The following is a 26469-nucleotide window of genomic DNA, read 5'->3' as shown; positions in this document are numbered from 1 at the left end:
GTTACATCGTTTCTGGCGAAGTGATCTTTAAGAGCCCCAAGCCGTTGGCGAGCACCTGCCTGACCGCGGCGATCAGGTTCAGGCGGGCGTTGCGCAGCGGCGCATCCTCGACCAGAAACTGGTGCGCGTTATAGTAAGCATGGAAATCGTTCGCCAGTTCGCGCAGATACAGGATCAACTGGTGCGGCTCGTGCTGCAGCGCGGCACGCTCGAGTGTTTCGGGATAACGCGACAGCCTGCCCACCAAATTCAACTCATGCTCTTCCTTCAACAAGCCCAAGCTTTCCATCCCGAGCCCAAGGTCCCTGTCCAGCCCTTTTTCGTCGAGCTGCCGGAACACGCTGCACACCCGCGCATGCGCATACTGCACGTAGAACACCGGGTTCTCGTTGGTTCGGGACGTCGCCAGTTTCAGGTCGAAATCCATATGCTGTTCGGAACGGCGCAGCACGTAGAAGAAGCGTGCCGCGTCCCTGCCGACTTCGTTGCGAAGCTGCCTGAGTGTCACGAACTCGCCGGAGCGGGTCGACATCTGCACCTTTTCCTCCCCCCGGTAGAGAGTCGCGAACTGCACCAGCAGCACCTTCAACTTGTCCGCATCGGCGCCCAGCGCGGTCATCGCGGCCTTGACCCGCGGAATGTAGCCGTGATGGTCCGCGCCCCAGATATTGATAAGTTCTTCGAAGCCCCGGTCCAGCTTGTTCATGTGGTAAGCGATGTCGGACGCGAAATAGGTGTATTGGCCGTTTTCGCGCTGCACCACGCGGTCCTTTTCGTCGCCCAACCGGCTCGATGCGAACCAGACCGCGCCGTCCTTTTCATAAAGATGGCCGCCGGCGCGCAGCCGGTCGAGCGCCTTCGCGACCGAATCGTCGGCCATCAAGCTGCGCTCGGAGAACCATTCCTGGTATTCGACGCCGAATTCCCGGAGATCGTCCCGGATGTCATCCAGAATATCATTCAGGCCGGCCTGGAAAAAATGCTCGTAATGCGCGCCGCCGAGCAGCGTCTTGGCCCTGGCGATCAGTGCGTCGATATGGATTTCCTTGTCGCCGCCCTGCGTTTCGTCGGGCGGAATATCCTCGAACACCGTCTGAACCGGAAAACGGAACGCATCGCCCGAGGCACGGTGAACGGCCGATGAAATGTCGCGCACGTATTCGCCGCGGTAGCCGTTGCAGGGAAAATGCAGCACCTCGCCGCAGTCTTCGAGATAGCGGAGCCAGATACTGGTCGCCAGAATATCCATCTGCCGGCCCGCGTCGTTAACGTAATATTCGCGGTGCACGTCGAAACCGACCGCTTCGAGCAGGTCCGCAACGACCGAACCGTAGGCCGCGCCGCGCCCGTGCCCCACATGCAAGGGACCGGTCGGATTGGCCGAGACGAATTCGACCTGAACCCGCTTGCCTGCCCCCGTTTTGCTTAATCCGAATTCACTTCCTCGGTCATGAACTGTCCGGATGATCTCGTACTGACCGTTCGGATCGATGAAAAAATTGATGAAGCCGGGACCGGCAATCTCCACTTTGATGACCGCATCGTCTCCCGGCAGCGCGGCGGTGATCTTCTCGGCCAGTTGGCGGGGATTCGACTTGGCGGCTTTAGCCAGCATCAGCGCCAGGTTCGATGCAAAATCGCCGTGCGCCGGGTCCCGGCTGTGCTCGATGTTAATGACCGGATCGGCATCCTGCGGCAATGTACCGTCGCTTTTCAGCGTATCGACGGCCTGACGTAACAGTACCTCTAGTTTTTTTTTCATTACGGGTAAAAACGGATAAAAGAATCGAAAAATTATCTGTGCATTATCTATCAAAATTACCCGATTATCCATCCGCTCATGATCAGGCTTGCAGCGTCACGTGCTTTGGATTCGGCGGCGCATGCGGGCCGATCGACGCCCCTGTCGCCGCTTTGAAAGTGTCCCGGGGCGCGGTCCGTGGCCAAGGTAGTGCAGTTTCGTACCCGTTTTCCCTATTTTGGTGCAGCCCTGTCGCACAACTTTCGGAAAAAGGGGGAAAAATGCCCTATGGCACAGGATATGCTTGAGCATTATCGACGTCTGTTGATTCACAGACGGCTACCGCTTTCATGTCAACGGCCCTGAACGATGGCGAGCGTTCAGTCTCCATCGACAACGGCCCCATCGAGGCAAAGCGATTCGGCAGCATCAAGGGCCGACTTTTCCTGACGCTCGACGGTTCTCTACCGCCGAGGCAGGTGCAGCCCCCGCGCCCCGGCTACCGGTCAAACCGCGCAATACGGTGCAATGGACCCTGCCTACCCCTCCTCGCAGATTTCCCGGGGGAGGGGCAGCTTTGGGCGGCGAGCCCTATGCCCATCAATACAAATCCACCGGATCGACATCGAGCGACCAGCGCAGATTTTTTTCCTTTTTGATTTTGTCGATTTCAGGCAGCAGGCGATCCAGCAATTGCTGTAACGCCTGGCGGTTCGCATCCTGCAGCAGCAGTTGGTAACGGTACGAACCGGCCCGCTTCGCCATGGGCGCGGCCACCGGCCCCAGCACCAGCGTTCCGCCGGTCTGCTTGGCGGCGGCCAAGTTTTTCACTGCTTCCAGAAACGCCTTGGGCTTGAAAGGATCGCCGGCCTGAACCCGAAACAGCGCCTGATGGCTGAACGGCGGCAACGCAGCCGCATTGCGCTCGGCCAATGCCTGCCTCGCGAAACCGTTGTAACCCTCGCGGATCAGCGTGGTCAACAACGGATGCTCGGGATGCCGGGTCTGCAGGATGACGGAACCAGGCTTGTCCGCCCTGCCGGCGCGCCCGATCACCTGGACGATCATCTGCGCGAGTTTTTCGGCGGCATGAAAATCGATGCTGTAGAGGCCGCTGTCGGTGTCGAGGATCGCAACCAGCGTCACATTCGGAAAATGATGGCCTTTCGCGAGCATTTGCGTGCCCAGGATGATGTCCGCCCGGCCTTCGTTTATCTGCCGCAGATAGTTTTCGAGCGAACCTTTGCGCTGCGTGGTGTCGCGGTCGAGTCGGACGACCGCTTTATCCGGAAACAGCTCGGGCAGGATTTGTTCGACCCGCTCGGTGCCGAGTCCCAGCGGCCTCAAGGAGCTGCCGGTGCAGGAAAGGCAGCTTTTGACCAGCGGCTGTTCCGCATCGCAATGGTGACAGCGCAGCTTTTGTTCGCGAAAATGGATCACCAGATTCGCATCGCAATGGGTGCAGCGGGCAACCCAGCCGCAATCGTGGCAGATCAGCCTCGGCGCGAAGCCGCGCCGGTTCAGAAACAACAGCACCTGCTCACCCTTCTCAAGCGTCTGCCGGATCTCCGCAAACAACGGTTCGGAGATGCCTTCATGCAGGGACTTGTTGCGGATGTCGAGCAAACGGACCGCAGGCGCCGCCGCGTTGCCGGCACGGTTCGGCAGCTGCAGCAGGCGGTAACGCCCAGCTTGCGCGTTATACAGGCTTTCCAGCGATGGCGTCGCCGAGCCGAGCAACACCGGCACATTGGCCAGTTTGGCGCGGACTACCGCGACATCGCGGGCGGAAAAACGAAAGCCTTCCTGCTGCTTGAAGGAGGCATCATGCTCCTCGTCCAGAATGATCAGGCCGAGCCTCGGCAGCGGCGTAAACAGCGCCGAACGCGTGCCGAGCAGGATCGCGCCCGCACCCTGCTGCATCGATAGCCAGGCGTTCTGGCGCTGGGCATCGGTTAGTTTCGAATGCGAGACTTCGATGTCGACCGCAAAACGCTGCCTGAAGCGGTTTTCGAGCTGCGGCGTCAGGGTGATTTCGGGCAGTAGCACCAACACCTGCAGACCGCGTTCGAGCACCTTCCCGATGATCTGCATGTATACTTCGGTCTTGCCGCTGCCGGTCACGCCTTCGAGCAGGAATACGCCGAAACGGTCAAGTCCCGCGCAGACCTCGGCGACGGCGGCCGTCTGCTCGGGGTTGCATACGATCGGATTGCCCTTGACCGGCGGCGTTTCGGCAACGGCGGCCGATATCGCGGAATCATCAAATTTCACCAGCCCTTTCGCCGCCAGTTGTTTCAGGGCGGGCCGCCAATTATCGACCGACGCCGCCAGTTCGGCCTCGGATAAAGCATCCGGGCACTGCCGGAATACTTCCAGCAACAGCTTCTGCTTCGGCGCTCTTTGCAATAATTCCGATTCGAACTCCCGGCCTTTGGCGCTCAGCATATACCGTACCGGCCGTTCGAGCACGGCAGTTCTGCCCTGCCGAAGCCCCGAGGGAAACGCTGAAGCAAAGACTTCACCGAGCGGATGATGATAGTAGCGCGCCGCCCAATGCAGGAGACGCAAATCGCCCGGCGACAGCAAAGGTTCCCGATCGAGCACGCCGTCTATGGGTTTTAGCCGAACCCCGCTCACTTCGCTGCGCTCCTCCAGGCTGACCAGATAGCCGGTCTTTTGAGCCCTGCCGAACGGCACCGACAGGCGAAGGCCGGGCTTCAGCCGTTCCGCAGCGATTGTTTCCGGAATTTCGTAATCGAATAAACGGTACAGCGGCACATCGACCGCCACGCGGAGAATCGGCGCTGCCTTTTCCTGCAACTTTGCCATAAAAATTGAAACGGGAATTAAAAATGACCGCTAAGTTGCTCTATCTTGAGGACAACTCGGAGTTACCCACAAAAGCTGTGGATAAGTCTGTGGAAAAATACTTTTCAATGACGCTTAATTGCGGTTTTTATTGTGGTTTTGTTAATTTGGCTAAAAACTAGCCTAGCCACATTTTCATTTTATATCAATGAGTTGGAAACACATAAAAAGTATTGAAGCGCCGATTCGAATACCTTGGCCGGATAAAAGCCGCCGCCGAAACACAAGTTCAAACCAGTGCATAACTTGTCAAGCCCGGGAAGAAAATACGCTGTTTAAAATAAAAACGGCCAACGAAAAACCGGCTTCGCCCCCTATCGAATGCTCCGTTTTGCCGGAGCCTGGATGGGTTACGCCGCATGTCGCACTCAATAATGAGGCGCTCGGAATCAGTCCCCCGAAGATTCCGATCAATTCGGCCTGGCATTCCAAAACTGCAGCAGACTCAGCGCCGCCAGCATTAAAAAGGCAATCAAGGTCCAGGCCGGCATGCTCAGCCCCCAGAAAGTCCAATCGACTTTTGCGCAATCGCCCGTACCGTTCAGCATCAATTTCAGCGTTTCGGTCAGCGGAAAATTGTTGAATACGTATTCGAGCCCCGGTCCGCACTCGGGCACTTCTTCGGGAGGCAGATGCTGCAGCCAGACATGCCGGACCGATACCGCGCCGCCGCCCACTGCGGCGAGCGTTCCCAAAATCGCATAAACTTTGATGCCGGCGCGGCCCGGATTATGCAGTCCGGCAATCAGGAACACGACCCCGGTCAGCAAGATTCCGATACGCTGAGATATGCACAACGGGCACGGCTCCAACCCGCCGACGAACTGGAAATAAGCGCCCATCGACAACAGAAAAACGCAGCCGAAGAATCCCAGAAAAAACCATATGCGGGGAGTCAATCTTATCCGTTCCAGCCCATTTTTATTCATTAAATACCCAAGTTGTCATGCATGTGAAATAAATCCGGCTAGAGCCAGATCATTTTGGCCGCCATGATCAGCAGCAATAACGCAAAATAACGTTTCAGTTTTTGCGCCGGAATGAGCCCGGCTAGCTTCGCGCCGATCGGCGCGGTGAGTACGCTGGTCAATACGATTCCGGCGAACGAAGGGAGATAAATATAACCCAAACTCCATTCGGGCAACAGCGGCGCCTTGAAACCCAGCAGGATATAACCGGCGGTTCCGGCAACCGCAATCGGCAGCCCGCAGGCGCTGGACACCGCGACCGCGTTCCGGATGGGAATCTGGAAATGTACCAGATACGGCACAGTCAGGGTGCCGCCCCCAATCCCGATAATTGCCGATAGACCGCCGGTCAATAATGCCATCGCGTGATCCTGAAGCCGCGAAGAAGGTTTCCCGCCGACGTTCGGCTTTCTTTGCAGCGCCAACTGCAGCGCCGCATACAACAGATAAATAACGAACACGAACCGCAATGCCTCACCCGAAATCCGGTCTGCAATCACCGCGCCGAGCACCGCCCCCGCCATGATGCCGGGCACCAGGCGCCAAACCTTGTCCCAGATCACCGCGCCGAGCCGATGGTGCGCGATCACCGATGCGATCGAGGTCAGGATGATCGTCGCCAATGAAGTCGCGACCGACATGATCATTACCTGTCCCTGGGCGACCCCCTGCGCTGCAAACAGCATCGCCAGCACCGGCACCATGATCAGGCCGCCGCCGATGCCGAAAAGTCCCGCAAACAAGCCGGCGACGGCACCCAGCAGCAGGCCGGCCGAAAATAAAACGCTCACTTTGCCTCCTAAAGCCGTTGACGGCCGCCCAATGCCGCCTTTACGCCGTCTATGGTATGCTAAGAGATATCATCAAATAAAGTCATCGAATATGGAAATTTATCTAGTCGGCGGCGCGGTGCGCGACAGTTTGCTGAACCTTCCGGTCGAAGAACGCGATTGGGTCGTAATCGGCGAGACGAACGAGTCGATGATACGCAGGGGATTCAGGCCTGTAGGCAAGGACTTCCCGGTATTCCTGCATCCGGACAGCCACGAAGAATACGCGCTGGCCCGGACCGAGCGCAAGACCGCCCCTGGCTACAGGGGGTTTGCGGTAAATGCGGCACCGGATGTCACCCTGGAACAGGATTTGCTGCGCCGCGATCTGACGATCAATGCAATGGCGATGACCGCGGATGGCCGGCTGGTCGACCCGTACGGCGGCCGCGCCGATCTTGAAACGCGTATTTTGCGCCATGTTTCTCCGGCTTTCGCGGAAGATCCGGTACGGATTCTGCGGATTGCCCGCTTTGCGGCGCGCTATCAGCCGCTCGGCTTCACGATCGCGCCGGAAACGCTCGCGCTGATGCGGCGGATGGTCACGGCCGGCGAAGCCGACTTTCTGGTCCCGGAACGGGTCTGGGCCGAGTTGGCGAAAGCTCTGAAAGAACCCGGCCCGGCCGCATTTTTCCGGACGCTCAGAGACTGCGGCGCGCTCGCGGCCGTGTTTCCGGAAATCGACCGCCTGTTCGGCGTGCCGCAGCCCGAGAAACATCATCCGGAAATCGATACCGGCGTGCATACGCTGATGTGCCTGGAACAGGCCGCACGGCTGTCCGATAAACCCATCGTCCGGTTCGCCGCGCTGACGCACGATCTGGGCAAAGGGGTCACGCCGAAGGACAACTGGCCGCATCACTACGGACACGAGCAGCTCGGACTCGGTGTGCTGGAGGCAATGTGCGCGCGCCTGCGCGTGCCGAACGCATTCAAAGCGCTGGCACTGCAGGTAGCCAAATTCCATACCCATTGCCATAAGGCGTGCGAACTGCGGCCGGGCACCCTGACCGATACACTGGCCGCACTTGGAGCATTTAAACCCCGCCATTCGCTCGACGATTTTTTAGCGGCGTGCGAAGCGGATGCCAGAGGCCGCAAGGACTTTGAAGACCGGCCCTACCCACAAGCCGAATTCATGCGCGGCGCGGCGCGGGCCGGTGCCGAAGCGGATACCGCCTCCATACTGAACAGCGGCCTAAAGGGACCGGAGATCGGCGAAGCGATCCGCCTGGCGCGCATTGCTGCGATCAACGATTTTACCCGGCAACATCTTGCGAGCCGGGAAACAAAGGGAAACACTTGAGCAATTCGCCGAATTCCTCCGCCGGAACCGGTTTACTAAAGTAATAACCTTGAATCTCGTCGCAGGCTTTTTGTTTATACATCGCCAATTGCCCCTCGGTTTCGACGCCTTCGGCGATGGTCTTCATCTTCAAGCTCTTCGCCAGACTGATGATTGCGTCGACAATGTTTTCGCTTTCCTTGTTAATCATCATACCGCGCGTGAAAGATTGATCGATTTTCAGTTTATTCAGCGAGAACCGCTGCAGATAACTCAGGGAAGAATAGCCTGTACCGAAATCGTCGATCGAAATCTCGACGCCCAGTCCGCTTAACTGCCGGGTAATCTCGACGGCGGCCTCAACGTTGTGCATCGCAATGCTTTCGGTCAATTCCAGCTCCAAAAAACGCGGCGGCAATTGATATTTTTCCAGAAAATAGCTGACTGTTTCGACCAGCGTATTGGCGCGAAATTGCGCCAGCGACAGATTGACCGCAATCGATATCCGATGGCCTTCCTGATGCCATCGCCGAGCCTGAATAATGGCCTGTTCGAGTACCCAATCCCCGATCGATAGAATCAGTCCGCACTCCTCCGCGACAGGAATGAATTCCGCCGGGCTGACCCATCCCAATTCCGCATGGTGCCACCGCAGCAAAGCCTCCGCTCCGTTAATACGCTGGCTTTGGGCATCGATCTGCGGCTGATAATAAATTGTCAGTTCCTTGGCTTCCAGGGCATTGCGCAGACGGCTTTCGATCGCCATACGCCGCTGCGTCTGCTGCTGCATGGCCGGCGTAAAAAACTGGTATTGATTACGCCCGTGCTCCTTGGCCTTATACAGCGCCGTGTCGGCGTTCCGGGTCAAGGTTTCGAAATTGTCACCGTTCTCCGGATAGAGGCTGATTCCGATCGAGGGCTGAATATACAGCTGATAGTGCTGGTAATGGATCGGTTCATCCAGCGCCGCGATAATTTTTTTCGCCACGATTGCCGCGCCGTGCCAGTCGGTATCGGCCAGTTGAATGTTGAACTCGTCGCCCCCGACCCGAGCCACGGTATCTTCCTCACGCACCGCGGCCGACAGCCGCTTGCCGACCTCGATCAGGACCTGATCGCCGACCGAGTGGCCCAGCGCATCGTTGATATTTTTGAAATGGTCCAAATCGATAAACAGTAAAGCAAAGGTTTGCTTGTTGCGGTCGGCTATCGCAATCTCATGATCGACCCGCGCCTTCAACAACAAACGATTCGGCAAATGGGTCAACACGTCATAGTGGGCCATATGCTCGATTTGCTGCTTCGCCGACTTGAGTTGAGTGATGTCCGTGAAAATCGCGATGTAATTGGCGATATCTCCGCCTTCGTCCCGCACCACGCTGATGGTCAGCCATTCGGTATAGCAGCTGCCGTCCTTTTTGCGCCCTACCCGTTCGCCCTGCCAGAAGTCGTTCTCATTCAGGCTCTTCCATAGAGACCGGGAAAAATCCTTGTTGTGCGGATCGCCGGACAATTGCCAGGAATTTTTACCCAGGACCTCATGCTCTCGGTAACCGGTAATGCGGGTGAACGCCTGGTTTACGGAAATGATTTGATTGTTTCTGTCGGAAATGATCACGGCTTCCTGGTTTTGGCTAAAGACTTTCGCCCACAGCTCCATCTTTTGCTCAACCTGCCAGCGTACCGTTTCGCGAGCATAAAGCTCCAATGCGAAAGACAGGTCAAGGCTCAGTTCGGTCAGCAAATCCAGAACTTCCTTATCGAAGAAGCCAAGTTGATCGGCGTAAACGCTAAGCACGGCATAAGGCTGTTGATTGAGCGTAATCGGCACCGCGCAGGAAGCGCGCCAGCCATAGCGGCTTCCGCCCGTGTTTTGCCAAGGCTCGGTCAACGAATCGTTTTGAAAATCGTTCACCGCAATAAGACGGATGTCCCGATAAGCGCATCCCGTCGGTCCGGCGCCTTCGGGCAAATCCGGATTAACGGAAAAAATCAACCCTTCCAGATAATGCACCTGATCGCCGGCTGCCGCAACCGGCACAATCAATTCCGTTTCGGAATCCGGTTTGCCGATCCAGGCCATTTGCACATGGTCAAGCTCTACAGCGATATTACAGACACGGGTGAATAAGTCATCCTCGTTCTTTATCTGCACGATGGCCTGGTTTATTTTGCTCAAGATCGCATAGAAATTGTTCAAGCGCTTGATTTTTTCCTCGTGTTCTTTGCGTTGGCTGATATCGAGCGCAATCGCAATGAGCAAGTCTTCGTCGCCATGGTGCAATTGCAGCCAGACCTCAACCGGATAACAAGAACCGTCCCTGCGGCGCTGCAGTGTTTCAAACCGCAACTGCGATCGCTTTCCGAGAAGCAACGGGGCAATCAAACGCGCAAAAGCCTCCGCATCGTATTCAGGATAAACATCGAGCAAAGTCATGCCGACCAATTCATCCAGCGAATACCCCAAATTCCCCACGCCGCCTTGGTTCACATGCCGAAAATGCAGGGTTTTGCTGTCGATGACCTGAATTTCGTTGGTCGATTGATCCAGCATCATGCCCAACATCTGGCTTTTCTGTTCGGCCTCCCGGGTTTCGGTAATGTCGATCCAGCCGCCCATTAGCTCATAAGCCTCACCCGATGCATTCGTTAACGCCGTCAGGTGATCTTTGATCCAGCGATAATGGTCATCGGCCCGTAAAAATCGATAAACCAGCGATGCCCGGCCGTTAATTAATGCTTGTTGAATGCCTTTTTTGACCTTAGGCAAATCATCGGGATGCAGTCGTGAAATCCATAAATCATCCCGCGTCTGCCACTCATGAATGGTAAAACCCGAAAGTTTTACGAGCCGGGACGAACCATAATGGAACTGAAGACCGTTCGGGCACGTGCCTTTTAACCTCATCGTATAAATGGCCGTGGCATTACTGTTTAGAATATGTTGAAGGTATTGTTTCTCCGAGTTTAATTGCTCGCGCAACAGATATTTATCCGATATATCGTTAAACGTCAGAATCACGCCGTATAACCCCCCTTCTTCGTCACGGATAGGCGCGGCGTTATGTTCGATATGAAACGAACGGCCATGTCGTGAATACAGAAGCACTTCATCGGCTTGCGGGATTAATTGCCCTATTTCGAGTACGCGCCGTATAGGCGAGAGAAGAGTTTCTCCGGTATCCGAGTCCATGATGTTGAAAACAGCCTCGATCGGCTGGCCGGCGGCCTCTTCAGCCGGCCAGCCGGTCAACTGTTCGGCAATCGGATTCATTCCCGTAATAGAACCCTGCCTGTCGGTCGTGATCAAGCCATTGCCGATCGACTGTAAAGTCACTGCCAACAACTGTTCGCGCTGCTTGAGCGCTTTTAAAGTATGTTGCAGGGCCTGATGGTTCTGTTCCAGAATGCGTCCAAACTGCGTTAACTCACCCTCTCCGGACAACGGATTTTTAACCGAAGGATCGTTTTCTGAAATTTTTTTGACGAATGCCATCAGCAGATTCAGCGGCCGGTTCACCAAAAAATCGCGGATAAACCAGGTCAGCACGAGCGCCGCAAAAATGGCCAGCCACACCAGGGCATAGTTGTTAACCAATTGCTGCCATAGAGCGCTTTCGACGTAGGTATGATCGAACACGTAATAGACTACGCCGATTGCCAGCGAGCGCAACGCCTGTTTATCGTTCTGAAACTGTACCGGCGCATAAGCGGCATAACGGTGACTCTGCGGATCGTAGCTCAAGTCGACACGAAAGGTGCGGCGTACTCGCGCCATACGTTCCGCATCGAATCCCGGCAGGGTATTCGCGGCAGAACGGCCCTTCCAGAAAGAACGGTTGGATGCCGCAATCACGTCTTGCTCATTGATCAGGGCCACCACTTCGGTGCCCGACTGCAAATCGATCAGGTTGAGTTCCTGATCGATACCGTCCTGTTCGTCCTTAGATATGGCGTCTTCGAGACGCATCTGCAGCCGTTTTAAAAGATCCAGTACGGTCGCTTCGGTACGCTGGTGCATCAGCGCCCGCGTATTGTGGTAATCGACCCATACGACGCCGGACAGCAAACAAATAAACAGCAAGAAACTGCTCAGCGGCAGCCATATTTTGAGACGGTAAGAACGGAAAGTCGTCCGGGTCATTCGGTTACCTCGATTTCATCCGGGATTGATTGCAGAGGGAAACAAAAAACCGCGGCGCTCGATGCGAAGGTTCTGATGGCTGTCACTCTTTGTCCCGGCCCGACAGTGAGCATGATGAACCCGGCTATTCATAGGGCAACAGCTGTCCGTTTAAAATATTGTCGCTCTTGATCTTCATAAACAACAGTTGCCGCTCCTGCATCATTCCAATCAATTTATCCACGCCGTCCTTCAATCCTGGCGGCTTGCCCAGCAGCAATCGCCGGTTATCCGCCAGACCGGGAATCGTGATCCCCTTGGCCAGTCTACCGACATCATCCCGTCCGACACCCAAATACGAAGCAATGATGTCCATCGCCTCCATTTGATGCCGATAAACATGGTTCAACGCTTTAAAATGCGCCTCAATCAGCGCTTTAAGTTCTGTTTCGCGTTGTTGAACGACCGATGCCCGAGTAATTAATACATCCATGATCAGACCCGGCGTATCTCTACTGTCAAACAGGTTTTGCGCGCCTGCAGCGAGCAAGCGCGACTTATACGGCTCGAAAGTCACCAGCGCATCAACTTTATCACTCAGATAATACTGCTCATGAAGGTTGACCGCGGCCGGTACCAGTTTTACATCACCGATCCGAAGGTTTCCGGCTCTCAATGCCGCGTCCAATAAAATCGCCCCGACGGCGCTGTTTTCAACACCGATACGTTTGCTTTTAAGCGCGGCGAGTGTTTGAATCCCCGGTTTGGCGAGCAAGGCGTCGGCACCGACCGAACGATCCATCACCAAAATAATGCACAAGTCGGGTACGAACTGCATCAATGTCAAAGCCTCATCCAGCGTCAGCGCCGCAACATCCAACGACTCGCTGCGCAGCGCACGCGCTACGGTAGTCGCCGAAGGCATTTCGATCAGCCTGATCGTCTGCGGATCGAACAGCTGTAGATTGTGTGCCAGATATAACGTTTCAGAGCCAATCCATTTATTGGTGCCGATTTTGAGCGGCGGCTGCAAAGTCTTTTCCCGACAGGATGAAATCAGCAGGCAACATAGACACAGGCAAAGGCTTAGAAAGGTATGCATGGATTTCAACATGACTGGACCCCAGACTGATTCCGATAGACTCGTGATCTATCCCTTACTGAATTATAGTAAAATCTCTTTTTCTAACCAGCCGCCCTTTCGAAATGCCCTCTTTTGACATTGTTTCCGAATTCGACAAACAAGAAGTCCGTAACGCGGTGGACCAGGCCAACAAGGAAGTCTCGACCCGCTTCGATTTCAAAGGCACCAACTCCAGCTACGAACTGAACGACAATAAGCTTCTGATGACCTCCGGCTCGGAATTTCAACTGCAGCAAATGCTCGATATCGTGCAGACTAAGCTGACCAAACGCGGCGTCGATATCGGCTGCATGGACATTGCTGAACCGAAAGCGAGCGGGAAGATCGTGCGTCAGGAAATCACGCTTAAACAGGGCATCGATTCGGTGCTGGCCAAAAAGATTGTCAAAATGATCAAAGACAAAAAATTGAAAGTGCAGGCCGCGATTCAAGGAGATCAGGTCCGTGTGACCGGAAAACAGCGCGACGATCTGCAAGAGGTGATTCAAATGCTGAAGCAGGAGAAGCTGGAGATGCCTCTGCAGTATATCAACTTCAGGGATTGATTTCGGATAGCCGAAAGACTGCCGAAAATCGCTTTCCGAGCGAAATTTTCCGGCTGTTAAGAAATCCGGCAAAGGCCTCGGATAAGGCGGAGATTCTTACCCGTATTTTTAAGGCGTAAAAAACAGGGAGCCGAGGCTCCCTGTTTTCATTCTTGTTACTCTTGCGTTTTAGCCTCGCCAACCTCCGGCTGGGTGACCTCGATGTCCGCATCGGTTTCGAGCGTTGCCAGCATCGCATTGAAATCGGCCTGTCCGAAAGCCTTAGCGATATTCTTGGTCGCCAGATCCATCTTCTTCTTGTCGTCCTCGCTCATCACGCCCGGCGTCACTTTAGTGAGACTGGCAACGGCCTGTGAGCCGCCCGGCAATTCGGCAATCAGAATCGTCGGCTTGCCTGCCTGAGGCTTCGCCGCTTTAAATACCGCCTCGCTGAGCGCGTCGGGTATCTCGGTCTTGCTGCGCGTATAGCCGGTCAGCGTTTTCACATCGAGCTTTTCGTTCGCCGCCAGATTCGCCAGCGTCTCGCCGGAACGCAATGCTTCCTTCAGTTTTTGCGCTTTTTCAAGCGCCTGCTTTTTGGCCTTCTCGGCCTGCAGTTGCGCGACGATGCCGGCTTTTACGCTGTCCAGCGCCTGAATCGCGGCCGGTTTATGATCGAGCTTGCGAAGCACGACTACATGCTCGGAACTGACTTCGACCGGCGCGCTATTGTTGCCTTGCAGCACTTCATCGGAAAACGCCGCTTCGCGGATTTTCGGATTCGCGGCAATGCCGACGCCGGCTGCCTTGGTAAAGAAGTCGGTTTTATTCACCGTCAACCCCAGCGCCTGGGCGACCGCATCCAGATTATCGGGATTTTCGTAACTCATCTCGGCCAGTTTTTCACCCGAATCGTAAAACACCGATTCGGCCTGCGCTTTCCGGTAAGCCTTCTCCACCTCGGCCTTCACGCTGTCGAACGGTTTCGTTTCACCCGGCACCAGTTCGGTCACTTTGATCAGATGATAGCCGAACGACGATTTAACCGGTTCGGACACTTCGCCCAGCTTGAGCTTGCCGACGGCCTCTTCGAACGACTTTTCCATCGACCCGGCATTAAACAGGCCCAAATCGCCGCCGCTCTTCGCGGTCAGCTTATCGTCGGATACTTCGGCGGCCAGCTTCGCGAAGTCTTTGTTCGCCAGTTCCGCTTTCGCTTTCTGCGCCTTGGCAAGCGCAGCTTTTTCGTCGGTATCCTTAGTGACCGCGAACAGAATATGGCTGATCTTGCGTCGTTCCGGCGTACTGTACTGATCTTTTTGCTCGGCGTAGTACGCTTTCAGCTTATCCTCGGTTACTTCAACCTTCTGCGCGATCGCATCCAGCGACAATTCCACGTAGGCAACCGAGATCTGCTCGGACGTTTTAAACTGATCCTGATGCTGCTGGTAATAGGCGTTGATTTCTTCGTTGGAAGGCTGTTCGGTCAGCTTCGGCAACGCCACGGTGACATAGTTGAAATCGCGCTGCTGATTCTGAATCTTGAAAAAACTCTCGACATCGTAAGGCGTCGCAAAACCGGTATCGGAAATGCTTTCCTGCAGTTGCTGCATAATCAGCGCATTCTTGATTCTCGCCACGAATTCGTTCGAAGTCATCCGTTGCGCGCTCAAGAGCGATTTGTAGCGCTGTTCGTTAAATTTGCCGTCGACCTTGAAGTAGTCGAGATTCTTGATGAAATCGCGCGCTTCCTGATCGGTCGCGACCAAACCTTTCGCATGCGCATACTGCAACAGGACCTCGTCTTTAATCAGCTTGTCGAGCGCCTGCGCCTTCAGCGTCTGTTCGTCGACGCCCAGGCCCCGAAACTGCTGCGCATACTGCTCATAAGCACGATTTACGTCATTCTGATAAAAATCTTTGTCGCCTACCGAAGCCACCGGGGCAACTTTCCCGGCATCGATATAGTTTTGGATGCCCCATAACGCAAACGGGATACCGATCGCCAGCAAGATGACCCATGCGAACGCGCCTTGCGTCTTTTCTCTGATTGTCGTCAGCATATGCTTTTACCTTAAAGAAACCCTCGATTGAAGGCAAAACCCCATTGCCGTCAAGTCAATGACTATAATTTCCCTCCTCTGGAAAGAGGAGGATCAATAAAGCGTCCCTGTATTTATTTCGCCTTTGCCGCTTCTCTCGCGGAAAAGCGGAGGACCTTGACTTTATCGCAGTGCGGCAAAACCCCGATTAAAAAAAAAGCCCCGGACCGAGAGGTACGGGGCTTTCTTGTTTTGGCGGAGCGGACGGGGCTCGAACCCGCGACCCCCGGCGTGACAGGCCGGTATTCTGACCAACTGAACTACCGCTCCAAAGTCTGGTGGGTGCTGAGGGGTTCGAACCCCCGACCCTCGCCTTGTAAGGGCGATGCTCTCCCAGCTGAGCTAAGCACCCGACTTAAAGATTGCCATTATACAGCATCTTTTAAAGATTTGCCAACTTTAAATGAAGGAATTTTTGCAGCCTTGATCGTAATTTCTTCTCCGGTCTGCGGATTACGGCCTTTGCGCTCGGGTCTTTCCTTCACGGAAAATGTGCCGAAACCGACCAGAGTGACCGAATCGCCGGCTTTCAGCGCTTCTTCCACAGCTTTGGTGAAGCCGTCCAGAGCGCGACCGGCGTCAGCCTTGGTCAAGCCGGAAGACTGTGCGATTGCGTCGATTAATTCCGATTTATTCATTATTGTTCCCCCTTAGGAAATTCTATTTTATGTTCGTTGATGCTCGTTCAGTAAAACCCGGTTCAATCCTTATGGGCGCGAAAACCACACAAGAAACCACAGTTATATCAAGCGCGATTCCTTACTGTCAAGCTCGGAACGCTTGAAATAACTGCATTTCCGCGCTTTCGCCGCAAAAAGCGGCGAAGCTTAATGCGCGGTTACGCCCTGGTTTTTTACTTTCACGGAATCCAGTTCGGCCTTACTTTTTTCCTCGGCTTCGCCGCTCGCCGCAGGCGTCGGCAGATACTGCAAGGCAACCGCCAGCACTTCATCGATCCAGTGCACCGGCTTAATATCCAGATTTTGCTTGATATTTTCCGGAATATCGGCCAAATCTTTCGCATTATCGACCGGAATCAGCACGGTAGTGATGCCCCCGCGGTGGGCAGCCAGCAGTTTTTCCTTCAGGCCGCCGATCGGCAGCACTTCGCCGCGCAGGGTGATTTCGCCGGTCATCGCCACGTTTGCGCGGACCGGAATTTTGGTCAGCGCGGAAATGATCGCCGTGCACATGCCGATGCCCGCGCTCGGGCCGTCTTTCGGCGTCGCACCTTCCGGGACGTGGATATGGATGTCGTTTTTCTGGAACACGTCGTTGCCGATGCCGAAAGCCTTCGCGCGACTTCTGACCACCGTCATCGCCGCTTCGATCGACTCCTTCATCACTTCGCCGAGCTTACCGGTCGAAGAATGTTTGCCCTTGCCCGGAATCACCGCCGTTTCGATCGTCAGCAGTTCGCCGCCGACTTCGGTCCAGGCCAGGCCGGTAACCTGGCCGATCTGATCCTGCTCTTCGGCCAGGCCGAAATCGAAACGCCGAACGCCCAGGAAGCTGTCCAGATTTTCCGGCGTGACCTCCACCTTGCGCTCGCCCGGCTCCAGCAGCAGCGACTTGACCACTTTCCGGCAAACCTTCGAAATATCGCGCTCCAGGCCCCGCACACCCGCTTCGCGGGTGTAATAACGGATCATGTCGCGCACAGCGGCCTCGCTGATCTCGATCTCGTGCACTTTGAGACCGTTGTTCCTGATCTGTTTCGGAATCAGGTAACGCATCGCAATATTGATTTTTTCGTCCTCGGTATAGCCCGCCAGGCGAATCACTTCCATCCGGTCCAGCAGCGCCGGCGGAATGTTCATCGTATTCGCAGTCGCGACGAACATCACATCGGACAGGTCGAAATCGACCTCCAGATAGTGGTCCGAAAACGCATGGTTCTGCTCGGGGTCCAGCACCTCCAGCAAGGCCGAGGCCGGGTCGCCGCGAAAATCGGCCGCCATCTTGTCGATTTCGTCGAGCAGGAACATCGGATTGCGCACCTTCACCTTGGCAAGATTCTGCAGAATCTTGCCCGGCATCGAACCGATATAAGTACGTCGATGTCCGCGGATTTCGGCTTCGTCGCGCACGCCGCCCAGCGCCATCCGCACATACTTGCGGTTGGTCGCGCGTGCGATCGACTCGCCGAGCGAGGTCTTGCCGACGCCCGGAGGGCCTACCAGGCACAGGATCGGCCCTTTCAGCTGCTTGACTCGCTGTTGCACGGCCAGGTATTCGAGAATCCGTTCCTTAACCTTCTCCAGCCCGAAATGATCTTCTTCCAGTACCTGTTCGGCGATTTTCAGGTCGTTGCGGACTTTGGTCTTTTGCTTCCACGGCACGCTGACCATCCAGTCGATGTAATTCCTGACCACGGTCGCTTCGGCCGACATCGGCGACATCAGCTTCAGTTTGTTCAATTCCGCCAGCGCCTTGGCTTTGGCTTCCTTGGGCATGCCGGCTTCTTCGATCTTGCGCTCGAGGTCCTCGACTTCGTTCGGCGCATTTTCGATTTCACCCAGCTCCTTCTGAATCGCCTTCATCTGCTCGTTCAGGTAATATTCGCGCTGGTTCTTTTCCATCTGCTGCTTTACGCGCACACGGATGCGTTTTTCCATTTCGAGCAGATCGACTTCGCTTTCCATATAAGTCATCAAACTTTCCAGGCGCTTGCCGACCTCCACCGTTTCGAGAATCGCCTGCTTCTCGTTGACCTTCAACGCCATGTGCGCGGCGATCGTATCGGCCAAGCGGCTCAAGTCGTCGATACCGGCCAGCGCATTCAGCACTTCAGGTGGTATCTTGTTGTTCAATTTGACGTACTGGTCAAACGAACTGATCGCGGTACGCTGCAAAACTTCCTGCTCCTGTTCGGGCAGGGTAAGTTGTTCCTCGATCGCTGCAACGGAGGCCGAAAAATAACTGCCGGTTTCCTTATATTTTAAAACCTGGCTGCGCTCGCTGCCTTCGACCAGGACTTTGACCGTGCCGTCGGGCAGTTTCAGCAACTGCAGAATATTGGCCAGCGTGCCGACCCGGTAAAGGTCGTCGAAATCGGGCTCGTCGACTTCCGCTTCGCGCTGGGCAACCAGCAGAATCTGCTTGTTTTCCTTCATCGCCGCGTCCAGCGCATCGATTGACCGCTCCCGGCCGACGAATAACGGAATCACCATGTGCGGATAAACCACCACATCGCGGAGCGGCAATACCGGCAGCAGCAATCGGGGTTGTTGTATGTCTAAATCTTTTTGCGTGTCCATTTCAGGAACCTTCAGCACTATTCTCTAGGAGTAAAAATTATGGGGACGCCTTGAAAAATAACAACCATTCAAGAAAATTATTCCCCCCGTTGAAAGTCTTAATTTGTGTTCTTTTTTTGACAATTTACCATACAACTCCGCGAATATCCGATCAAAAATTTTTTAAACTGCGAAAATATCCTTTTCAAACCGGTTATGGAGGCCTTCCGATGAAGTATTTGTCATTACTCATTTGCTACTTGTCGTTAACCGCCTGCTCCACCTTGCCGCCGGCCATTGAAAACCCGCCCGCGGTCGATATTTCGTACTCTCAGGCAATCAGCGATATTGTCCGCTACCGAAAATACCCGGTGCGCTGGGGAGGGGTGATCATTGACGTGCTGAACGAGCAATCGTTTAGCCGACTCCAGGTCATTTCCTATCCGCTGAACAGCTACGGGCGTCCGGTCCGAGACAAACCGCCGCAAGGACGCTTTTACATCTACAGCAATACGTTTCTCGATCCGGCGATCTATGCGAAGGATAAAGAGGTTACTGCGGCCGGGGTGCTGAAAGGCGACGAAGAACTGATGGTTGGAAAAAAAACCCTTAGGCTGCCGGCACTCCAAGCCACTACGCTCCATTTATGGCCCCAATACGAACGCGTGCCTTATTATTACAACAGCGGCTTCGGCCCCGGCGGTTTCTATCCCTATCCCGGCTATTACGGGTATCCTTATTTCTGGGGCGGATACTACGGCTATTATCCCCGTTACTAGCGGAACGCGAATCGGAAATCCGTCCCTTGACGGATACCCTTGCGTCAGGGGCCGGCGTATCCTGTTACGGGGGGAGCCTCGACAACGAATGCCCTCGGCAAGTTAAAAAGCCGTTGCCCAAGCGCGTGCAAATAATCGAGAAACGCTGCCTTACCGGATTCGAAGGGGGGATCCCGCCCGCTTCGGTGACGCCGGTTCCATTTGCTCAAAGCCGACCTGCAGCCGCTTAAATTTCGAATTTGAATTCGGTTTAAAGGGTATAATGGAGGAACGGATTCCATCGTCGCCTCCATGTTGTTATCGAGCCGTTCATTTTTGCCGCTTTTGCTGGTCATTCTGCAATTTTTTGCCCCGCTGCTGCACGCGCATACCGGCCAGCCGGACTCGCATTTCGGCCTGCACGTTCCGGGGCTCGAAGCTTACGGCGCGCCCGCCGGCGGGGTGGTCGCCGATCAGCCCGAATCAAACTATGCGGCCGCCGCAGACTGTATCGTTGCGGTCGATGACGGTTTCCGTGAAAAACAACCAAGCTCCTCCGGCAAGCATCTTTCCGACGGCGCCGGCCTGGCGCTTCTGCCCCGGTTTTTCTGCCCCGATACCTCTCCAGTATCCATAGCGGAATTTCCTCAGCCTCCCCTGCCCACTTCGCGGCATCGTTCGCCTTCGCCCGCTCCGCGCGCCCCTCCCCCGGCCGCATAACGGCCTGTTCCATTCCTTAATCGGAAGTTTAAATCGCCAGGCTTAGGCGCTCGCCGCGCATGCGCGCGGCCGCACGTCACAGCCTGCCTCATCCGGAGCGGCGCTGCCGCCGCATTGAGCACTGAATTTATGAATGCTTTGAATTTTTATCCGCCCGGCCGCGCTGCCGCAGCCCTGGGCGCGGCTTTATTGTCTTTTGTTGCGCAAGCGGAAGATATCGCCCGGCCGCCGGAATTCCATCGGAACATTAAACCGACTATCGACCATTTCGATCCGATTGAAGTCGATCCCGCCTTGAATCTGGCCAAAGTGATCAACCTGACTCTGGAAAAATATCCCGACTCCGCCTGGCTCGCCGCGCAGGAAGCGGAAGCGGCGGCGATTCTGGAACGCAGCAAAAGCTGGACATCCGGAGCCGCGCGGGCGGGGTTGGCGTACCAGGAAGCGACCAGCGGCACGCTGCACTATATCGATGCAGTCGTGCAGGTGCCTTTGTGGAACCTCGGCCAGCGCGATGCGGAACGCAGCCTGGCCGACCGCGCGCAAGCAGACACCGAATCGCAATCGAAGGCAGTCCATCTGCGCGTCGCCGGCCTGATCCGAACCGCGCTTTGGGACATGGAACTGCAAAAAGTCCGCCATCAGCAGGCGCTGGCCGAAGTCGACACTTACGGGCAGCTATTCGACAAAATCCGGCGCCGGGTCGAGCTGGGCGATCTGCCTGAAGCAGACCTGCTGCTGGCGGAAACCGAGCTCCTGCAAAAGCGTTCGGCCCTAACCCTAGCCGAAGCGGAATTCATGCATGCACGCAAACGCTACGCGACGATCACCCAGACATCCCGAATTCCGGCCGAATTCAACGAGAATCTGGCGGAGCTGGGCGAAATTCAAAAAATTCACCCGGCCCTGGCGGCGTTGGACAGTCAGATCGAACGCAAGAAAGCCCAGATCGAAGCGTTGAGGCTGACCGGCTCCGGCCAGCCGGACCTGATGCTGGGCATCAACAGCGACCGGCCGAGCGACAACGATCCGCGCAGTAACAAGACCGAAAGCTTCAATATCGCCGTCTCGGTGCCCTTCGGCGGCAGTGCGCACCTGCAGCCGCAGATTGCCGCGCTGCAGGTCGAGGAATCCCGTCTGCTGGCCGATTATCAACAGCTTTATCGAGACCTGGAGCTGGTGCACCACGAAGCCGAACACAATCTCGAAGTGAACAAGGCGGAGCTGAAAATCGCCGAGGAAATGCGACAGGTCGCCGAAGCACACATGCGGATGATAGAGATCAGCTTTTCGGCCGGCGAAATCGATCTGATGGATTTGCTGAGAGTCAAGGCCAGAACCCAACAGGCCATTCTGAATGCGAAGGAACGCTCGGTGATCCTGCAGCGCGATATTGCGCTTTACAATCAGGCGGTAGGAGTGATGCCATGAAAAAGCTAATCAAGTACAAGGCGCACGGTACAAGATATAAGGGTTTTGCGTGCACAAGCGAGCTGGAACCTGAACATTTTTCCCGCCGCCCTTCATCAGAGAGCGCTCCGAACCATCGGCTTTATCAATATCTTTTGAGCTGTAGGATACGCTTTGCGTACCGTTTCCGCAGGGTCTTTGTTCGGCCGAAAAAAAGGTACGCGCAATTTATCCTACGTCGGCTGGTTTTCGCCTTGTGCCTTGCACCGTCCCCCCTCTTTTTCTCCGTTTCGGCGCTGGCGGCCGACAACAGCATCGCGATTGCCGCCGACCATTTAAAAAATCTGGGCATCGTGCTCGGCAAACCGGAACCGGTAACACAAATCCCGCTGCTGACTGCGCCCGCCAAAGTCGTGGTGCCGCCTTCCGAGGACTATCTGGTCAGCGCCTCCCAGTCCGGCCTGATTACCCGGCTGCATGCCTCGATCGGCGAAACGGTCAAGAAAGGCCAGGTGCTCGCGGAATTGAACAGCCCGGACCTATTGACGCTGCAGCGCGAATATCTGAAAGCGGAAAGTGCGCTGCAACTCGGCTCATTGGTCTTTCGACGCGATAAAAAGCTGTTCGAGGAAGGGGTGATTCCCGAACGCCGCTGGCAGGAAACCGCCAGCCAATATCATGCTTTTATGTCTGAAGCCAGCGAGCACCGGCAATTGCTCGAAATCGCCGGCATGACCGATGCCGAAATCGAGCAGTTGAAAAACACCCATCGCCTGAGCGGCCAACTGCAGGTACGGTCGCCGATCGCCGGCACCGTGATGGAACGCATGGCCGTCGCCGGCTCGCGCGTCGATGTGCTGGCCCCGCTGTACCGGATCGCCGATCTGAGCGAGCTTTGGCTCGAAATCAGCGTTCCTCAGGAACGCGCAGCCGAAGTCAAAATCGGCGACAGCGTGGAGCTTGAAAATGTCGAATCGCAGGACGGCGCCGCCATGGCAAAAATCGGTCTGCTCAGCCAAAACGTGAATCCGGAAAATCAAACGGTGCTGGCCAGAGCCGTGATCAAAGGCAAACAGCCTGCAATTCGTCCGGGCCAGCGCATCAATATCCGGATCATCCGGACGGCGGAAAAGCCGGCCTACCGGGTGCCGAACACTGCGATCGCCCAGCATGAAGGCCATGCGTACCTGTTCATCCGGAGCGCTACCGGCTTTAACGTCGCGCCGGTCGACGTGATCGGAAAACAGGGCGAGTCTTCGATCGTCGGGGGCAATCTGGCCGGCACCGAAGATATCGCGGTCAAAGGCGCGGTCGCGCTGAAAGCGACCTGGCTTGGACTCGGGAGCGACGAATAATGGCGCGGCTGATTCAATTCGCACTAAGCCAGCGCATCCTGATCCTGCTGTCGATGCTGCTGCTGGCGGGCGCGGGCTTCCATGCTTTCACCCATATCCCGATCGACGCGTTTCCGGAAGTCTCGCCGACCCAGGTCAAGGTGATCGTGAAGGCGCCCGGCATGACCCCCGAGGAGGTCGAGGCGCGCATCACCGCGCCGATCGAAATCGAATTGCTCGGGATACCGCATCAGGTGATGCTACGCTCGATCGCCAAATACGCGCTGACCGACATCACCGTCGACTTCAGCGAAGGCACCGACATTTACTGGGCGCGCCAGCAGATCGCCGAACGTCTGAACACGCTGTGGAGCGACCTGCCGCCGGGTATTGAAGGCGGGATCGCGCCGATGACCACACCGCTCGGCGAAATGTATATGTTTTCGATCGAAGGCGGCGATTTGAGCCTGATGGAACGGCGCGACCTGCTCGACTGGGTGATCCGCCCCGCGCTTCGGACCGTGCCCGGCGTTGCGGACGTAAACTCGCTCGGCGGCCTGGTCAGAAGCTTCGAAGTGGTTCCGGACAATATCCGGATGGCGGCGCGCGGCATCACGATCGACCAATTGACGCACGCGATCGAGGCGAATAACCGTAACGACGGGGCGGGCCGTATGGATGACGGCGAGGAAGCCTTGATCGTACGCGCCGAAGGCCGGGTCAAAACACTCGCCGACCTCAGCGGGATCGTGATCGATACCCTTAACGGCATCCCGATTACCGTCGGCGACGTCGCCGAGGTCAGGATCGGTGCCTTGACCCGCTACGGCGCGGTCAGCAAGAACGGTAAAGGCGAATCGGTCACCGGTCTGGTCTTGAGTCTGCGCGGCGCAAACGCCCGGCAGACGATCGCAGGGATCGAGAGCAAGTTGGCCGAGATCCGCCCCGGCTTTCCTTCCGGCGTCGATGTGAAGGTGTTCTACAATCGCGGCAATCTGGTCGACAAGGCGGTAGATACGGTGCTGCATGCACTATTCGAAGCGATCGCGCTGGTTGTGGTACTGTTGATCGCGTTCCTCGGCAACCTCAGGGCCGCGGTTACCGTGGCCCTGGCGTTGCCGATGGCGGCGCTGTTCACCTTTATATTAATGAACCAGATCGGTATGTCGGCGAACCTGATGAGCCTCGGCGGCCTGGCGATCGCAATCGGGATGCTGGTCGATGCGGCGGTCGTGGTTGTCGAAAACATCATCACCCATCTCGCACACACCGAGAAAGCCCGTCGCCTGCCGCGGCTGCACGTGATCTACCGCGCCGCGCGCGAAGTCGCCGCGCCGGTCACGTCGGGCATTTTGATCATCATCATCGTGTTCCTGCCGCTCTTGACGCTGCAAGGCCTCGAAGGCAAATTGTTCACCCCGGTGGCATTGACGATCGTCTTCGCGCTGAGCGGCTCGCTGGTATTGTCGCTCAGCGTGATTCCGGTCGTCTCCTCATTTCTGCTCAAGCATGTCTCCCATGAAGAACCGTGGCTGCCGAGGCAACTGTTGAAACTGTATCGGCCGCGGCTGGACTGGTGCCTGAACAACCCCAAGAAACTGTTCGGTGCGGCAGGCATCCTGCTGGTACTGACCGCGCTCGTCTTTACCCGGATCGGCAGCACCTTCATGCCGACGATGGACGAGGGCGACATCATCGTGCAGCTCGAAAAACTGCCGTCGATCTCGCTGGAGCAATCGGTCGCGCTGGACGGGCAGGTGCAGAAAAACCTGCTGAAGAAAATCGCCGAAATCGACACGATCGTCTCCCGGGTCGGCTCGGACGAACTCGGTCTGGACCCGATGGGTTTGAACGAAACCGACACGTTCCTCGTGCTGAAACCGAAAGCCGAATGGCGGATGCAAAGCAAGGACGAACTGATCGAGAAAATCCGCCAGGTCATGGCCGAAACGCCCGGCATTGCATTCGGCTTTACCCAGCCGATCGAGATGCGGGTTTCCGAGATGCTGACCGGCACGCGCGGTGATGTGGCGGTCAAACTGTTCGGCAGCGACATGAACGTCCTCAGCGCAAAGGCCGAACAGATCGGCGAGATTTTGCGCGGCATTAAAGGGTCTTCCGACGTGTTCGTCAAGCAGAACAGCGGGATGCAGTTCCTGCAGGTCAGGATCGACAAGGCGCGCGCCGGCCGGCTCGGCCTGGACAGCGACACGGTCGAAAAACTGCTGCGTTCGCAAGTCGAAGGGCTGAAGCTCGGCATTGTTCAGGAAGGCATCAAGCGCACTCCGTTGCTCCTGCGCGGCGACAGCAATACCGCCAATTTCGACAATCTGCAGATCGCGCTGCCGGGCGGCGGCCATGTGCCGATCACCGGCATCGCCGAACTCGAAAAAGTCGAAGGAGTGGTCGCTATCGGCCGGGAAAAAGGGCAACGCTTTACGGTCGTGCGCAGCAACGTACAGGGCCGCGACCTAGTCAGCTTTGTCGACGAGGCCCGGCAAAAAGTCAGCGAACAGGTCAAACTGCCGACCGGCTACACGATCGAATTCGGCGGCCAATTCGAAAACCAGCAGCGCGCGGCCGCGACGTTATCGATCGTGGTGCCGGTCTCGCTGGGCCTGATCTTCCTGCTGCTGTTTTCGACCTTCGGTTCTGTGCGCCAGGCCGTGCTGGTGTTGTCGAATATTCCGCTGGCAATGATCGGCGGTGTATTCGGCCTGTGGATTTCCGGCGAATACCTGTCGGTGCCTGCCTCGGTCGGCTTCATCGCGCTGCTCGGTATTGCGGTGCTGAACGGGGTAGTAATGGTCAGCTATTTCAATCAGCTCCTGGCCACCGGGATGGAACTTGCCAAGGTCGTGGTCATCGGCTCCGCCCGGCGCCTGCGGCCGGTTTTGATGACCGCCAGCATCGCGGCGTTCGGCCTGATTCCACTCCTGTTCGCGACCGGGCCCGGCTCCGAAATCCAGCGCCCCTTGGCGATCGTGGTGATCGGCGGGCTGGTGTCGTCGACCTTTTTGACCCTGTTCCTGTTGCCGATTCTGTTCAAACGGTTCGGCCGCGCCCCGGAGGATGCATGAGCAACAAAGAATTTCTAGTGACTCTGAACGTGCCGATCGGCCTCGAAGAAGCGATCGTCGACTGCCTTTTAACCTTCGAATCCGAGCACGGCTTCAGCAGCTTTCCGGTGTATGCCCACGACCACCGCAACGAAGGGTTGTCGCTCGCCGAACAGGTTTTCGGACGGCAAAAGCGGATCCGGTTTCAAATGCATGTCGAGGAAGCGGTTCTGTCATCGTTGTTGGCGCAGCTCCGCGAAGAATTTGCCGGCGCGGGCATCCGCTATTGGGTAATGCCGGTCATCGATAACGGCTTTATCTGACCGGAATGCCTTTATGTTCGGCTCCGCACCGACAGTGG

Annotated in this window: 17 protein-coding genes and 2 tRNA genes; 8 read left to right on the top strand and 11 right to left on the bottom strand. The window is 56.3% G+C overall.

The genetic code is table 11. From position 1 onward, the window contains the following. Position 1 precedes the first annotated feature (1 nt). The 4 genes from argS to JJL52_RS00325 form a co-directional block, all read right to left on the bottom strand. A complete protein-coding gene (gene argS, locus JJL52_RS00340) occupies positions 2-1762 on the bottom strand; it encodes an arginine--tRNA ligase (RefSeq protein ID WP_202050410.1) in 1761 nt (586 codons plus the stop codon). A 579-nt stretch (positions 1763-2341) separates the two neighbouring features. Further along, positions 2342-4573, bottom strand: coding sequence for a primosomal protein N' (locus tag JJL52_RS00335; RefSeq protein ID WP_202050409.1), 2232 nt, complete (start codon positions 4571-4573; stop codon positions 2342-2344). A 449-nt stretch (positions 4574-5022) separates the two neighbouring features. After that, the gene (locus JJL52_RS00330) at positions 5023-5541 is read right to left on the bottom strand and encodes a disulfide bond formation protein B (protein ID WP_202050408.1); all 519 of its coding nucleotides are present in this window, start codon (positions 5539-5541) and stop codon (positions 5023-5025) included. Positions 5542-5579: 38 nt separating this feature from the next. Continuing rightward, complete coding sequence (locus tag JJL52_RS00325) at positions 5580-6371, bottom strand: TSUP family transporter (RefSeq protein ID WP_202050407.1); 792 nt, start codon at positions 6369-6371, stop codon at positions 5580-5582. A 91-nt stretch (positions 6372-6462) separates the two neighbouring features. On the opposite strand from JJL52_RS00325, the gene JJL52_RS00320 reads away from it, so the two are divergent. Continuing rightward, a complete protein-coding gene (locus tag JJL52_RS00320; RefSeq protein ID WP_202050406.1) occupies positions 6463-7716 on the top strand; it encodes a multifunctional CCA addition/repair protein in 1254 nt (417 codons plus the stop codon). Here the strand turns inward: JJL52_RS00320 and JJL52_RS00315 are convergent. Next, positions 7670-11839 carry an EAL domain-containing protein gene (locus JJL52_RS00315; protein WP_202050405.1) on the bottom strand — a complete coding sequence of 1390 codons (4170 nt, stop codon included), beginning with the start codon at positions 11837-11839 and terminating at the stop codon, positions 7670-7672. The genes JJL52_RS00320 and JJL52_RS00315 overlap by 47 nt on opposite strands. A 124-nt stretch (positions 11840-11963) precedes the next feature. Next, positions 11964-12851 (bottom strand): ABC transporter substrate-binding protein, encoded by an 888-nt coding sequence (locus JJL52_RS00310; protein ID WP_202050404.1) that lies wholly within the window; start codon positions 12849-12851, stop codon positions 11964-11966. Positions 12852-13024: 173 nt separating this feature from the next. Between JJL52_RS00310 and JJL52_RS00305 the strand changes: the two genes are divergently transcribed. Continuing rightward, the gene (locus JJL52_RS00305) at positions 13025-13507 is read left to right on the top strand and encodes a YajQ family cyclic di-GMP-binding protein (protein ID WP_202050403.1); all 483 of its coding nucleotides are present in this window, start codon (positions 13025-13027) and stop codon (positions 13505-13507) included. Between the two features lie 155 nt (positions 13508-13662). Here JJL52_RS00305 and JJL52_RS00300 read toward each other — a convergent pair whose 3' ends face one another. The 5 genes from JJL52_RS00300 to lon all read right to left on the bottom strand — a co-directional run bounded on the left by JJL52_RS00300 (position 13663) and on the right by lon (position 18848). Next, a complete protein-coding gene (locus JJL52_RS00300) occupies positions 13663-15549 on the bottom strand; it encodes a SurA N-terminal domain-containing protein (protein WP_202050402.1) in 1887 nt (628 codons plus the stop codon). A gap of 232 nt (positions 15550-15781) precedes the next feature. Beyond that, a tRNA-Asp gene (locus JJL52_RS00295) sits at positions 15782-15858 on the bottom strand. A 6-nt stretch (positions 15859-15864) separates the two neighbouring features. Next, positions 15865-15940: transfer RNA gene (locus JJL52_RS00290), tRNA-Val, on the bottom strand. A gap of 16 nt (positions 15941-15956) precedes the next feature. Continuing rightward, positions 15957-16226 carry an HU family DNA-binding protein gene (locus JJL52_RS00285; RefSeq protein ID WP_005374059.1) on the bottom strand — a complete coding sequence of 90 codons (270 nt, stop codon included), beginning with the start codon at positions 16224-16226 and terminating at the stop codon, positions 15957-15959. Between the two features lie 189 nt (positions 16227-16415). Then, positions 16416-18848 carry an endopeptidase La gene (gene lon / locus JJL52_RS00280; protein WP_202050401.1) on the bottom strand — a complete coding sequence of 811 codons (2433 nt, stop codon included), beginning with the start codon at positions 18846-18848 and terminating at the stop codon, positions 16416-16418. Between the two features lie 209 nt (positions 18849-19057). Between lon and JJL52_RS00275 the strand changes: the two genes are divergently transcribed. From JJL52_RS00275 to JJL52_RS00250, 6 genes are all read left to right on the top strand, one after another. Then, positions 19058-19606: a Slp family lipoprotein gene (locus tag JJL52_RS00275; protein WP_202050400.1), complete on the top strand. Its 549-nt coding sequence runs from the start codon at positions 19058-19060 to the stop codon at positions 19604-19606. A gap of 291 nt (positions 19607-19897) precedes the next feature. After that, positions 19898-20305: a hypothetical protein gene (locus JJL52_RS00270; protein WP_202050399.1), complete on the top strand. Its 408-nt coding sequence runs from the start codon at positions 19898-19900 to the stop codon at positions 20303-20305. Positions 20306-20434: 129 nt separating this feature from the next. Then, positions 20435-21736 (top strand): TolC family protein, encoded by a 1302-nt coding sequence (locus tag JJL52_RS00265; RefSeq protein WP_202050398.1) that lies wholly within the window; start codon positions 20435-20437, stop codon positions 21734-21736. Positions 21737-21969: 233 nt separating this feature from the next. Further along, positions 21970-23070 (top strand): efflux RND transporter periplasmic adaptor subunit, encoded by a 1101-nt coding sequence (locus JJL52_RS00260; protein WP_336885020.1) that lies wholly within the window; start codon positions 21970-21972, stop codon positions 23068-23070. Beyond that, positions 23070-26129 carry an efflux RND transporter permease subunit gene (locus tag JJL52_RS00255; protein ID WP_202050396.1) on the top strand — a complete coding sequence of 1020 codons (3060 nt, stop codon included), beginning with the start codon at positions 23070-23072 and terminating at the stop codon, positions 26127-26129. The genes JJL52_RS00260 and JJL52_RS00255 overlap by 1 nt, the downstream gene beginning before the upstream one ends. Beyond that, entirely contained in the window at positions 26126-26431 is a 306-nt protein-coding gene (locus tag JJL52_RS00250) for a DUF3240 family protein (RefSeq protein ID WP_202050395.1), read from the top strand. Before JJL52_RS00255 ends, JJL52_RS00250 begins: the two co-directional genes overlap by 4 nt. Positions 26432-26469: the final 38 nt, after the last annotated feature.

It is taken from the genome of Candidatus Methylomicrobium oryzae (genome assembly GCF_016745425.1).
Lineage (GTDB): Bacteria > Pseudomonadota > Gammaproteobacteria > Methylococcales > Methylomonadaceae > Methylomicrobium > Methylomicrobium oryzae.
Note: the sequence above shows the minus strand (reverse complement) of the source record. Positions and strands in the feature narration are given on the sequence as shown.